Here is a 12,045-nt window from a genome sequence, read left to right as displayed (position 1 = left end):
TAAATATTACATAAAAAAAAATAACAACGAGTAAAAAAACGCTCGCAAGAAGATATTCACTCTTTATTGCATAATGACAAATTCTTTGCATAATGAAGGCGAAATACGTCGCTTGGTAAGCGCATACATTCTTGTACTATGTAGGCGTAATCAAAACAAAGGAGGATGTAAAGAAATGTCAAATGCTATTCATGTTTTTTCAGAAATCGGCCGCTTGAAGCAAGTCATGCTCCATCGCCCTGGTCGAGAATTAGAAAACCTCGTTCCGGATCATTTAAATCGCTTGTTATTTGATGATATTCCCTTTTTGGAACAAGCAAGGGCTGAACATGATCAATTTGCCGATGTATTGCGTAATAATAATGTGGAGGTGTTGTATTTAGAAGATTTAGCAGCAGAAGCGTTAACTAGTCAAGAAATCAAAGAGCAGTTTATCAAGGAATATTTAGAAGAAACAACGTTACAAAGCCCAGAAATCATTGCTGAAATTACCGATTATTTCTTATCTTTTGAAGATAACCGTCAATTCATCGATAAAACGATGGCAGGTCTAGCGAAAAATGAATTGAAATTGCCCCATAGTCAAAGCCTAGCTGGTGCTGTGGATGACCAGTATCCGTTTTTGATCGATCCAATGCCGAATTTGTATTTCACTCGCGATCCGTTTGCGACGATCGGTAACGGGGTTTCCTTGAATCGCATGTATTCAGAAACAAGACGTCGTGAAACGTTGTATGGCAAATACATTTTTGCTCATCATCCAATGTTCCAACAACAGCCACCGCACTTGCTTTATGACCGTGATCAGCCAACACGAATTGAAGGTGGCGATGAATTGGTTCTGTCAAAACGAGTGTTAGCGATCGGGATCTCCCAACGAACAGATGCCACTTCCATTGAACAGTTGGCTCGTAATGTGTTCCAACATGAACCAAGTTTTGAGTACGTCTTAGCTTTTGATATTGGTCAAGAACGCAAATTCATGCATTTAGATACGGTATTTACAATGGTTGATTATGACAAATTTACGATCCATCCAGAAATTGAAGGAGAACTGACCGTTTATTCAATCTCACGTGACGGGGATGGCGTAACCATCAAAGAAGAAAAAGATACGTTAGAAAACATTTTGTGCCGCTACTTAGAATTAGATGCAGTGGAATTGATTCGCTGTGGGGGGAACGATTTGGTCGCTGCAGCTCGGGAACAATGGAATGACGGTTCCAATACCTTGACGATCGCACCTGGCGAAGTCGTGGTCTATGACCGTAACACGATCACCAATCAAAAATTAACTGAAGCCGGCATCAAATTGCATAAAATCTCCGGCAGTGAATTGGTTCGCGGCCGTGGCGGCCCTCGCTGCATGAGCATGCCATTTATCAGAGAAGATATTTAATCTAGAGGAGGAATTACTAATGAAACAAGTATTTAAAGGAAGAAGCTTCTTAGCAGAAAAAGATTTTACGAAAGCCGAGTTAGAATACCTTATTGATTTTTCCATCTATTTGAAACAGTTGAAAAAGCAAAATATTTCTCATCGCTATTTGGAAGGCAAGAACATCGCCCTCTTATTTGAAAAAACGTCGACTCGGACACGGGCGGCATTTACGACGGCTGCCATCGATCTTGGTGCCCATCCAGAATTTTTAGGTGCGAATGATATCCAGCTGGGCAAAAAAGAATCCGTTGAAGATACCGCCAGAGTTTTAGGCAGTATGTTTGATGGCATTGAGTTCCGCGGGTTCAGCCAACAAGTCGTTGAAGATTTAGCCAAATTCTCTGGCGTTCCTGTTTGGAATGGCTTGACCGATGAATGGCATCCAACCCAAATGATCGCTGACTTCATGACGATCAAAGAAAACTTCGGTACATTAGAAAACATTACGTTAGTCTATGTGGGCGATGGCCGAAACAATATGGCGAATAGTTTGTTAGTGACGGGGGCGATTTTAGGTGTCAATGTTCGCATCTGTGCACCAAAAGAACTTTTCCCAGCTGAAGAAGTGACAGACTATGCCAACAAATTTGCCAAAGAATCTGGCAGTCAGCTGATGGTAACAGACGATATTCAAAAAGGCGTCAAAGATGCCGATGTTCTGTATACCGATGTTTGGGTTTCAATGGGGGAAGAAGACCAGTTTGAAGAACGGGTGAAGCTGTTGAAAGATTACCAAATCAACCGCGAAATGGTAATGGCGACTGGAAAACAAGACGATGGCTTGATCGTGCTTCACTGCTTGCCAGCGTTCCATGATACGAATACGACGTATGGAAAAATGATCGAAGAAAAATTCGGCATTTCTGAAATGGAGATCACAGACGACATTTTCCGCAGTCACTGGGGCCGTCAATTTGAAGAGGCTGAAAACCGAATGCACTCGATCAAAGCAATCATGGCAGTAACCTTAGGCGATCTCTTTATTCCTAGAGTGTAAGAAGGAGCAGTGAGCAGATGAGTGAAAAGAAACCAACGATCGTTGTCGCCCTTGGCGGCAACGCTATCCTAGCAGATGATGCTAGTGCCAAAGGGCAAAAAGAACGGCTTAAACAGACCGTCGAGTATTTAATTCCCCTGATCCAAAAAGACGTTCATTTGATCATTACCCATGGGAATGGGCCTCAAGTGGGAAATTTGGTTTTGCAGCAACAAGCCAGTGATTCTAGCAAAAACCCAGCGATGCCTTTAGATACTTGCGTGGCAATGACGCAAGGCAGTATTGGCTATTGGCTGCAAAATGAGCTGAGAATCCAGTTGAAAGAAGCCCAAATGGCTAAGCCGGTGGTAACAGTGGTTACGGAAATTACAGTCGATGCGCAAGATCCAGCATTTGCCCATCCGACCAAACCGATCGGTCCTTTCTTAACGGAAACAGCTGCCAAAGAAGCCATGGCGGCAACAGATGCCATCTATCGGGAAGATGCTGGTCGTGGTTGGCGGAAAGTCGTTGCCAGTCCTGCACCACAAGCGATTCAAGAAGTTGCCAGCATCAAGGCGCTGATTGAACAAAACACGATCGTTATTTGCGCAGGCGGTGGGGGCATTCCCGTGTTAGATAATGGGCTGGGGGTTGAAGCCGTGATCGATAAAGATTTTGCTTCTGAAAAATTGGCTCGTTTAGTCGATGCGGATCAGCTGATCATTTTGACGGGCGTGGAAAAAATCGCTTTGAACTTTGGCAAGGAAAATGAGCAGTGGTTGGATCATGTGACCGCCGCTGAATTGGAAACCTATGTCGATGAAGGGCATTTTTCACCGGGAAGCATGTTACCGAAAGTACAAGCAGCTTTGAATTTTGTCAAAATGGGCACAGAGAAACGGGCAGTGATTACTTCCTTAGATAAGCTGGCAGAAATTGAAGACGCTGGTACACAGATCACCTGGAAATAAGCGAAGTAGCAAAGCAAGTCCAAAACATTGGAGTGAGAGAAATGATCGACTACCAAATAAAAGATCCGTCAACAAGAGCGAATAGCTTTCAATGGCTGGAAGAAGAAAATCAACAGCGATTGAAGGAGCATATTTACTGCCGTACGTACAAAAAAGGCCAAGTGCTTTTTTATGAAGGCGACGTAAGAGATCGGATATTCCACGTGATCGAAGGTCTCGTACGGATCGAAAAAACCGACGGAACTGATTCCTATTGTTATGTAGATTTTGTTGGGCCTGATCAGTTATTTCCTTTGATTGGCTTGTTTGAAAGAGACAACTATGATGTATCGGCATTCGCTGCAACAGACATTGTCGTGCAGTTTGCAGCGATGTCGCTGTTTGAACCGCTGGTTGTTTCATCTACAAGTCAGTTGCTGTGGCTGAATCAGCAAATGAGCCAGCAGTTGGAGAAGCAAAGACGCCGAGTGGAGTACTGTGTCACCTCTAGCGCGCAGACAAGAGTCGTCAATACGATCGGTCTCTTGATGATCGAGCACGGACAGTCACAAGGAGAGCAGATTCGCATTCCTTTTCCAGTTTTTATCAATGATATTGCTAAATACAGTGGAACGACCCGAGAGACGGTCAGTCAAACCATCAAGGCGCTCGTGCATAAAAGAAAGATTTATTATCGTTACAAAGAACTCATTATTTATGACAAAGATTATTTTTCCCATGTTGCGAATTGACCACAGACAGACTAGCTGTTGGCAATTTGCACCTAAGACTGATTCAATAGAGGAGGAACGAAGATGAAAAAAAAGCAAAAAGAAAAAAAGTCGCTGACATCTTTCAGTATCTTATTTCTGATCATTATTGCGTTGACGGTCGCTTCTTGGCTACTAGCCGGTCAGCCCTTTGCACCTTCATTACCAGCAGGCCAAGAAGAGATGGTCAGCCAAGTCGTCGGTGCCAAGTTTTCTGATTTCTTTATGGCGCCTTTTAACGGATTTCGTGATGCGATCGAGATCTGTGTGTTTATTCTTTGTTTGGGTGGCTTTTTGAATATTGTCACACGAACAGGCGCTTTAGAAGCTGGTATTCAGCATTTGGTCAAAAAACTCAAAGGCAACGAGTTGATTTTGATCCCGATTTTGATGGTGTTGTTTTCAATTGGTGGCTCAACTTATGGAATGGCGGAAGAAACGATTCCGTTCTATTCCTTATTAGCAATCACAATGGTGGCATCGGGCTTTGATACGATCGTCGCAGCAGGAACCGTCATGTTGGGGGCGGGTGCTGGTGTGATCGGCTCCACCGTTAACCCCTTTGCTACGGGAGTGGCAATGGATGCCTTACGAAGCATCGATATTGCTCCGAATAATGGCACGATCCTAGTAGTTGGCGCATTGCTTTGGCTAGTCACGACCGCGTATTGTATCTTTGTGGTGATGTCTTATGCCAAAAAAGTTAAAGCCGACAAAGGCTCCACGATCTTATCGCTGCAAGAGCAAAAAGAAATGGAAGAGCATTTTGTCAAAGACACGAACGAAGCCTTGGCGTTTACGCAAAAGCATCGCCTGATTTTGACGATTTTTGGCTTATCCTTTGTGATCATGGTGGTTTCTTTGATTCCTTGGGGCGACTTTGATATCCATGTGTTTGACGGTTGGACCGCCTTTTTGACCGGCAACAGCTTTGGTGAATGGTATTTTGGTGATTTGGCTATGTGGTTCTTCTACGTCAGTATCATCATTGCGTTGATTCAAGGATTCTCAGAAAAAGAAATCGTGACCAACTTTATCGATGGGGTCAAAGACATTTTATCCGTTGTCTTGATCATCGTTGTGGCACGGGGGGCTTCCTACATTATGCAAACGACGTACTTGGATCTGTTTATTTTGGATCGGGCTTCCCATCTTTTAGAAGGGTTATCACCTGTCCTGTTCGTAATTGGCGCCTATATTTTGTATCTGCTCTTATCGTTCTTGATTCCATCGACTTCAGGACTGGCATATGTATCGATCCCTATCATGGGTGCCTTGGCGCAAAGCATCGGACTCAATCCGAACGTCATGGTCATGATCTTTACTGCTGGTTGCGGATTAGTGAATTTGATCACACCAACTTCTGGCGTCGTGATGGGCGGATTGGAGCTGGCTCGGGTCAACTATTCTACTTGGACTCGCTTTATGCGCAAACCGTTACTGGTTATCGGAATTTCCAATCTTGCCATTCTAATCTTCTCGATGTTGTTCTTGTAAGCTGCGTTTCAAGAAGTGAACGAGACGGATCAACTATTTCAGTAAGCGAGGCGACTTGAGAGGAGCGGATCAAGTAAATGAAAAAAAAAGAGCGACAAGCAATTATCAAAAAACTTTTTGTCCTACATCGGATTGAGTCTCAAGAAGAATTGATGAATTTATTAAAAAAAGAAAATGTTTCAGCTACCCAAGCCACGATTTCTAGAGACATGCGGGAAATGAACATCGCTAAAACGTATGCCAAAAATGGGCGACCGTATTATTCAATCTTTGAATCCAAAGAGCAGGATCTAGAAGACAGAATTGCGTTTTCGATGTATGAGTATCTAAAAAAGATTACGCAGATTGACTTTTTAGTTGTCGTTCATACGGCTGAAAATGGCGCCGATGTGATCGCTAATTATCTTGATGAAATGGAGCTGCCAGAAATTGTCGGCACCATTGCAGGGTTTGATATTTTATTGATCATCACGCCGTCACAAGAAGCGGCAGCAGAGGTCGTCGAGCGGTTGAATCATTATGTAGAAGGCTACGAGATGGGTTCGTCATTATTTACTGGAGAAAAAAACGCAAAACAGCCCTGAGAATCGTTGAGGAAGCTGAACGTCACAAGCCCAAAGATCTCACAACCAAACGGGTGACGGCTTTTCATACCGATGGCTATTTTTAAAAAGAAAGAGTGCTTCTAAACTTGACGGAAGCACTCTTTTTGTGTGTGCAATGTCTCCACGGTTTGCTGGAAAAACAGTTGCATCACCAAATGAAAATGGTAAGATAGGAAAATGAGGAGTGAAAACTATGAAAAAATTACTGAAAGAACCGAACTTTTACTTTTGTATCGCAATTGCGGTAATGGTCATCCTCTTTATCAGCTCTTCACAAACCTATGAGCAGCAATCTCAAATCGGGTTGCTTTCACGTATCTTAAAAAACGAACCATTGAAAGATTGGTTGGAGACGATCTCTTTTTCCTATGCTGGGTCGGAGATCAGTATTGCGGAAAAAGGCTATTTCTCATTTGTGGAATTTTTCATTCGCAAAGGTGCGCATTTCTTTACCTATTTTGTCCTAGGTGGCAGTTTGTTCTTAACGCTTGTTTTTCGAAAACAGCCGTATTGGCTAGCCGCTTTTTTTGCTTGGTTGGCAGCCACCGGCTACGCTGGGATCGATGAATACCATCAAATGCTGACGGGAGGACGGACGCCGCTTTTTCAAGATGTCATGCTGGATTCAGCGGGAGCACTGACCGCCGTTCTTTTGGGGTGGTTGATTTGTCAGCTATCGAAAAAGTCACCTAAACGCCGCAAAACATAATGAGTTGTCGGCGTTTTTTAAGCAGTAAGCTGTCAGAAAGTATAAAAACAAGAGGCGAAACCAATGGAAAAAAGTTTGAGCAGTGTCAAAAGCAAATCGGAGTTTGTCGTGCATGAAAGTTTACCGGTGGGGATTCTTCTTGCTATGGCGGGCGGTTTTTTAGATGCGTATACCTACTTGTTTCACGGGGAAGTGTTTGCAAGTATGCAGTCGGGGAATGTCATTTTGTTAGGGATCAATCTTTCAACGGGGCAGTTTGAACAAGCCTTTCGATATCTGCCACCAATCTTCATGTTTTTAGTGGGGATCGTAGTGACGAATTATCTGCAGCATCATTTTCCGACAGGGGGCTGGATCGTTTGGCAAAATGCCGCATTAATCTTTGAAGCGATCGGTATTTTGGTTCTGGGCTTTTTTGCTCGATCATTACCCAATGTCATGATCGATTCGGGGTTATCTTTTTTTGCAGCGATTCAATATGCCGCCTATCGTCGATTGGCAGGGATGCCCTATGCCACCACGATGACCACCGGCAACTTACGTTCACTGGCTGATTATGTGTACATGCGCTGGTTTAAAAAGGACCGATCAGTGACACCTAAGATTATTTCTATTTCCTTGATCATCGGCGGCTTCTTTTTTGGTGCAGTCTTAAGCAGCTTGCTAGGGATTTTCTTATTCCACCGCACTATCTGGGTGGTTTCAGGGATTTTAGCCTTGGTGTTGGGGATCACGATCCATCATCAAAATAAACAATAGAAAAAAGACATTCGCTGGAATGTCTTTTTTGTCTTACTTTTTGGTGCTTGTGCGTGAATCTTTGAGATACAGTGCCGTTTCTACGAGTAACGCTGCTAGAAGATAGCTGCCAAAAACGGCTACTTGGTAAAAAGCCTCTGCGATCAGCTCGTTGCGCTGCAATAAAACGACCCCGCCTAGAAAGAGCATCGCTAACAAGGAGAACCACTGCTGGGCAAAACGCCAATTGCTGACACTGGCTGTACTGCGCTTGGTGCGAAAGCCGAATACATAATTGGGTTCTTCTCGGTAAAAGCACCAGAAGACGATGAAAAAAATACCCGTAAAAATCAACAACAAAAGTCCAATATCGATCGAGATCACTACCTTTCACGTGCGATTTGTTGGATAAGTAAGTGAAGCTGCTAAAGATGAGTACATACTTATTGTATCCGCTATGAACGCTTCTATGAAGGGGAACAATCGAAAAATACGTGCTTCTAGCAAAAAAAACGGATGGCGATTTGCAGCGCCATCCATTTTTTTATCCCCGTTGAAAAGGGCCTTTTGGTGCAATCAATTCAAGATTGGTGCCGTCTGGATCTGTAAAGTAGGCGACGCCTGTCCCAAAGCCGCTTTTCAAACCGTCTTGTGCTTCAAAAACGATGGGGGTGCCGTCAGGCTCAACGCCAATGGCTTTTAGACGAGCAACGGCTTCATCAATATTTTCGACTTCAAAACAAAGATGCATCGCGCTGATTTGCTCATTGGAATAGCTAGCTTTGTTGGATCTTGGTTCGACGTATTCTAAAAGATCAATGTTGAGATTGTCTAAATGAAGATTGGCATATTTGATCAGTGTATCTGCTAATCCTTGCGTTTGCGCCATGCGTTTGCCGCCAATCGTATCTTGATTGGCGATTTTCTTTCCCGTTAATGCTTCATAAAATTGGATGGAACGTTCGAGATTGCTGACGGTGATTCCCACGTGGTTAACCATTGAAAAGCCTGTGTTTGTGTTTGTCACTATACTTCCTCCTAAGGTTTTGTTTAGTATATCGTTTGGTTAATGAAAATCGAATGTGTCTGGATCTGGACCCACTCGCAAGTCTTCATTTAATGCGTTCAAGCGGGCTATGTCAGCTTCTGATAAATGGAAATCAAAAATCGCTGCATTAGCGATCATTCGCTCGGGGTGTGTCGATTTGACATTGACTAAGATCCCTTGTTGAATAGCCCAGCGTAAAAGCACTTGTGCCGCTGATTTTTGCTGCGCGTCGGCGATCGCCAAGACGGTGTCATCTTTCAGCAGTTTGCCTTGCATCAATGGCGACCAAGCTTGGATCGCAATTGCTTTTTCGCCACAAAAAGCCCGCAGGTCTTGTTGCGTCAGTTTGGGGTGCAGCTCGATCTGATTGATAACAGGAACGACCTTAGCAATGGCCAATAATTGCTCCAGATGATGGATCTGGAAGTTGCTGACCCCGATCGCTTTGATTTTTCCTGCCGCATAGAGGTCTTCCAAGGCACGCCAGGACTCTTGAAATGCTTGATTTCCTGGCCAATGGATCAAGTACAAGTCGAGATACTCGAGGTTTAAGCGGGCCAGACTTTCATTGAAGGCGTGGATCGTTTCATCATAAGTTAAATGATCGTTCCAAAGTTTGGAAGTGACAAAGAGTTCTTCACGAGCCAACCCCGTTTCTTGTAAGCCTTGTTTGATTCCTGCCCCTGTTCCTGTTTCATTGCCGTAAATCGCTGCTGTATCAATCAAGCGATAGCCATTGATAATCGCTTGCTTCACGACCTCTGCTGTGTCAGCTTCAGGGATTTGAAAGACACCTAACCCCAACCCGGGGATTTCGCTGCCGTTGTTCAGGGTGACGGTATCTGATAATTTTTCGATCATAAAAACATCTCCTTTATTTTTTTCTGGTATTATCATATAATGAGGTGGTAATACTGTATAGTACGTACTTTTTTGTTTGATACCCACCTTTTGGTAACCTTTGTGTGATATCAAGCGTAATGAGGTGAAAAAAATGGCAGAAAAAATTTATAATATCGGTGTTGAAGCAACCATGGATGTCATCGGCGGGAAGTGGAAACCAATCATTCTTTGTAATTTGCGCCATGGGGCATTACGTCCCAGTGATTTACGGCGGAAGATCCCTGGCATCAGTCAAAAAATGTTGACCCAGCAATTGCGGGAATTAGAAGAATCTGACATCGTTACTCGCAAGTCCTATAATCAAGTACCACCTAAAGTTGAGTATTCCTTGAGTGAATATGGAGAAACCTTAGGCGGCTTATTGGATACTCTTTGCCAGTGGGGCACGATGCACGTTGCTGCACTGCAAGACAAAGGAGAGCAAGTTACTTTGTTAGAACAAGAAGAAGCGATTGTCTAACAAAGGGGAAGTGGCATGAGAAAAGGCGGCAGAAACCATTGGTTTCCGTCCGCCTTTTTAGGTTATGCTTGTTGGATCAATTCTAGAATGGCTTCAGTATTCATCCCGCTGTAATGATTGACGGGAAACGAAAGGCGCTTGATGCGTGGTGGGATGGCCTGCTTGATCATCGGATCTGTTAAAGAAAGCAAGGGATCGACCAAAACGAGTTTTTCTTGCGCAAAACGATAATTCGCCAGACGTTCTGGTGTCACAACAGTTACGCTGATTTGATCCTCGGACAACAATTGGATGTTGCGGGCGAAAATTTTGATCAGACTTCCAGCCAAAGTAGAACGATCAATAAAAACGACTTTTTCCAAAATGATTCTCCTTATTAATTGAAGTGATTAATTAAGTATATTAATTAAAGAGATCTTTGTAAATAGGAACATTTGGGAGACAACAAAAAAGCCGCAAAAGATCTTTCTTTTGCAGCTTTTGGTTCGTCTATAAAAAGGTTTGATTCTTTTTTTGATTAAATCACGATCACGGGTGTACCGACTTCGGCTTTGCTGTACAATTCTTTCATCACGCCTGGCGGAGTATTGATACAGCCGTGAGAACCACGGGTTTTCCAAAGATCGCCACCGTATTCCGTCTGCCAATCAGAATCATGGATACCGACACCGGTCCAATCGATGGGCATCCAGTAATCAACAGGGGACGCATAATCTTCACCAGTCAAGGTTGCATCTTCTTCTTTGTTCCAGACATAGAAGACGCCAGTTGGTGTTGGTGTGGCTGGTTTCCCAGAGATAATTTTCGTATCCAACACTAACTCGCCATCTTTGTAATACCACATGTGTTGGTTTTTTAGATCAACTTCGATATAGGTGTTGCCAAACAGCGGGCTGCCTGCATCGGTGCTTCCTTGAGCGATCGGTGTGCGGGTGAAGTCTTCGCCTGCTTTTAACGCCTCGATCAATGCTTCTGTTTCCGCATCGGTTTGGATCGTCCAGCTAAGAGTACCAGCTGGGACTGTCACTTCACCTTGCTTGGTACTTTGGAAGGTCGAAGAATTGGTGCTAGTATTGTATTGTTCGCCGATCGATGTGACATAGCTTCGTACTTTGTCTTCGTCGATCGTTGTGTTGCCGTCTTTATAAGAGAGCCAATCCATGATCGTTTCTCTTGGGATTTGAAACGTATTTCCGTTGATCGTATAATTGCCGGTTACTTTGGCGATTTTATTCAACGAATCCATTTCTTTCGTTAAGTCTGGATCATCGGCGGTCACACTTGGTTTTGTGACATAATCAACGAGATTCAATTCCTTTTCGCCGCTGACGATGGCTTCTTGCAAGTCTGCCACTGCTTTGTCAACATCGATGGCATCGCCGTCAACTTCTGGTTTGATAGAAAAGCCGTCTTCGCCTTTTTCCAACGTGGCATCAGCCGATTTGGTACGATCTTCATTTAAGGTTTCGAGTTCTTTTTGGATCGTGTTGGTCTCGCTAGTCAAGGTGTCTTGGTCTACTGAGAGATTGTCTAGCTTCTTTTCTTCGGCAGCCGAAACGTAAGCCATTCCCCAGCTCCACTGATTTTGTTCATCTTTTAAAGATTGCAGCTCATCGGTGAAATCCGTCTGCAAACCAAATTGAGCAAGGTTGACTGTTTTCCATTCGCTATCACCATCTTTGATGGTAAAGTCTTCTTGTGAATAGCGATCATGCAGCAGGTCGTTGGCCTCGGCAACGGTTTTGTTGCTGATGTCGATCCCATCGATTTCAGTCTTTGGTAGAAAACGGTTTGCATAATATGTACTTCGGTAGGTATAGCCGCCAGCGATCACGACGAGTAAAGCAGCCACAACGATCAGAACAATTTTCTTCGTATTATTCTTGGCGTCAGTATGTTTGTTTGAACGAGTCATTCAACTACTCCTTTTTTCTAATGGCATAAT

14 protein-coding genes are annotated in these 12,045 nt (G+C 43.7%); 9 read left to right on the top strand and 5 right to left on the bottom strand.

All coding sequences use genetic code 11. From position 1 onward, the window contains the following. Positions 1-175 precede the first annotated feature (175 nt). The 8 genes from arcA to IGK61_RS16435 all read left to right on the top strand — a co-directional run bounded on the left by arcA (position 176) and on the right by IGK61_RS16435 (position 7,710). The gene (gene arcA, locus IGK61_RS16470; RefSeq protein ID WP_010748983.1) at positions 176-1,399 is read left to right on the top strand and encodes an arginine deiminase; all 1,224 of its coding nucleotides are present in this window, start codon (positions 176-178) and stop codon (positions 1,397-1,399) included. Between the two features lie 19 nt (positions 1,400-1,418). After that, complete coding sequence (gene argF / locus IGK61_RS16465) at positions 1,419-2,438, top strand: ornithine carbamoyltransferase (protein ID WP_005230693.1); 1,020 nt, start codon at positions 1,419-1,421, stop codon at positions 2,436-2,438. Between the two features lie 17 nt (positions 2,439-2,455). Next, positions 2,456-3,391 (top strand): carbamate kinase, encoded by a 936-nt coding sequence (gene arcC / locus IGK61_RS16460; protein WP_005230702.1) that lies wholly within the window; start codon positions 2,456-2,458, stop codon positions 3,389-3,391. Between the two features lie 41 nt (positions 3,392-3,432). Further along, positions 3,433-4,122: a Crp/Fnr family transcriptional regulator gene (locus tag IGK61_RS16455; protein ID WP_005230704.1), complete on the top strand. Its 690-nt coding sequence runs from the start codon at positions 3,433-3,435 to the stop codon at positions 4,120-4,122. A gap of 63 nt (positions 4,123-4,185) precedes the next feature. Beyond that, positions 4,186-5,637, top strand: a complete 1,452-nt coding sequence (locus tag IGK61_RS16450; RefSeq protein ID WP_010748979.1) for a YfcC family protein — start codon at positions 4,186-4,188, stop codon at positions 5,635-5,637. Between the two features lie 77 nt (positions 5,638-5,714). After that, on the top strand, positions 5,715-6,221 hold the full coding sequence (locus IGK61_RS16445) for an arginine repressor (protein WP_005230706.1): 507 nt from the start codon (positions 5,715-5,717) through the stop codon (positions 6,219-6,221). A gap of 214 nt (positions 6,222-6,435) precedes the next feature. Continuing rightward, positions 6,436-6,951: a VanZ family protein gene (locus IGK61_RS16440; protein WP_074536487.1), complete on the top strand. Its 516-nt coding sequence runs from the start codon at positions 6,436-6,438 to the stop codon at positions 6,949-6,951. Between the two features lie 63 nt (positions 6,952-7,014). Beyond that, positions 7,015-7,710: a YoaK family protein gene (locus IGK61_RS16435; RefSeq protein WP_074536488.1), complete on the top strand. Its 696-nt coding sequence runs from the start codon at positions 7,015-7,017 to the stop codon at positions 7,708-7,710. A 33-nt stretch (positions 7,711-7,743) separates the two neighbouring features. Here IGK61_RS16435 and IGK61_RS16430 read toward each other — a convergent pair whose 3' ends face one another. From IGK61_RS16430 to IGK61_RS16420, 3 genes are all read right to left on the bottom strand, one after another. Further along, on the bottom strand, positions 7,744-8,073 hold the full coding sequence (locus IGK61_RS16430; protein ID WP_016608455.1) for an SdpI family protein: 330 nt from the start codon (positions 8,071-8,073) through the stop codon (positions 7,744-7,746). Between the two features lie 160 nt (positions 8,074-8,233). Further along, positions 8,234-8,689, bottom strand: coding sequence for a VOC family protein (locus tag IGK61_RS16425; RefSeq protein ID WP_074536497.1), 456 nt, complete (start codon positions 8,687-8,689; stop codon positions 8,234-8,236). 66 nt (positions 8,690-8,755) lie between these two features. Then, complete coding sequence (locus tag IGK61_RS16420) at positions 8,756-9,634, bottom strand: aldo/keto reductase (RefSeq protein WP_420911907.1); 879 nt, start codon at positions 9,632-9,634, stop codon at positions 8,756-8,758. Between the two features lie 97 nt (positions 9,635-9,731). On the opposite strand from IGK61_RS16420, the gene IGK61_RS16415 reads away from it, so the two are divergent. Beyond that, the gene (locus IGK61_RS16415) at positions 9,732-10,100 is read left to right on the top strand and encodes a winged helix-turn-helix transcriptional regulator (RefSeq protein ID WP_016608452.1); all 369 of its coding nucleotides are present in this window, start codon (positions 9,732-9,734) and stop codon (positions 10,098-10,100) included. A 62-nt stretch (positions 10,101-10,162) separates the two neighbouring features. On the opposite strand, the gene IGK61_RS16410 is transcribed toward IGK61_RS16415, so the two are convergent. After that, positions 10,163-10,462 (bottom strand): hypothetical protein, encoded by a 300-nt coding sequence (locus tag IGK61_RS16410; RefSeq protein ID WP_010748994.1) that lies wholly within the window; start codon positions 10,460-10,462, stop codon positions 10,163-10,165. A 155-nt stretch (positions 10,463-10,617) separates the two neighbouring features. Beyond that, on the bottom strand, positions 10,618-12,015 hold the full coding sequence (locus IGK61_RS16405) for a L,D-transpeptidase family protein (protein WP_074536490.1): 1,398 nt from the start codon (positions 12,013-12,015) through the stop codon (positions 10,618-10,620). Positions 12,016-12,045: the final 30 nt, after the last annotated feature.

Origin of the sequence: Enterococcus sp. AZ063 (genome assembly GCF_051715045.1) — a bacterium.
In the GTDB taxonomy this organism is placed as follows: Bacteria; Bacillota; Bacilli; order Lactobacillales; family Enterococcaceae; genus Enterococcus_D; species Enterococcus_D casseliflavus.
The sequence above is the reverse complement of the archived record's forward strand: the minus strand, read 5'-3'. Positions and strand labels throughout refer to the sequence as shown.

Coding starts and splice junctions, on each gene's coding strand:
- IGK61_RS16415 (WP_016608452.1), top strand. CDS start 9,732: ATGGCAGAAAAAATTTATAATATCGGTGTTGAAGCAACCATGGATGTC.
- IGK61_RS16445 (WP_005230706.1), top strand. CDS start 5,715: ATGAAAAAAAAAGAGCGACAAGCAATTATCAAAAAACTTTTTGTCCTA.
- arcA (WP_010748983.1), top strand. CDS start 176: ATGTCAAATGCTATTCATGTTTTTTCAGAAATCGGCCGCTTGAAGCAA.
- argF (WP_005230693.1), top strand. CDS start 1,419: ATGAAACAAGTATTTAAAGGAAGAAGCTTCTTAGCAGAAAAAGATTTT.
- IGK61_RS16440 (WP_074536487.1), top strand. CDS start 6,436: ATGAAAAAATTACTGAAAGAACCGAACTTTTACTTTTGTATCGCAATT.
- IGK61_RS16450 (WP_010748979.1), top strand. CDS start 4,186: ATGAAAAAAAAGCAAAAAGAAAAAAAGTCGCTGACATCTTTCAGTATC.
- IGK61_RS16420 (WP_420911907.1), bottom strand. CDS start 9,634: ATGATAATACCAGAAAAAAATAAAGGAGATGTTTTTATGATCGAAAAA.
- IGK61_RS16455 (WP_005230704.1), top strand. CDS start 3,433: ATGATCGACTACCAAATAAAAGATCCGTCAACAAGAGCGAATAGCTTT.
- IGK61_RS16435 (WP_074536488.1), top strand. CDS start 7,015: ATGGAAAAAAGTTTGAGCAGTGTCAAAAGCAAATCGGAGTTTGTCGTG.
- IGK61_RS16425 (WP_074536497.1), bottom strand. CDS start 8,689: ATGGTTAACCACGTGGGAATCACCGTCAGCAATCTCGAACGTTCCATC.
- arcC (WP_005230702.1), top strand. CDS start 2,456: ATGAGTGAAAAGAAACCAACGATCGTTGTCGCCCTTGGCGGCAACGCT.
- IGK61_RS16405 (WP_074536490.1), bottom strand. CDS start 12,015: ATGACTCGTTCAAACAAACATACTGACGCCAAGAATAATACGAAGAAA.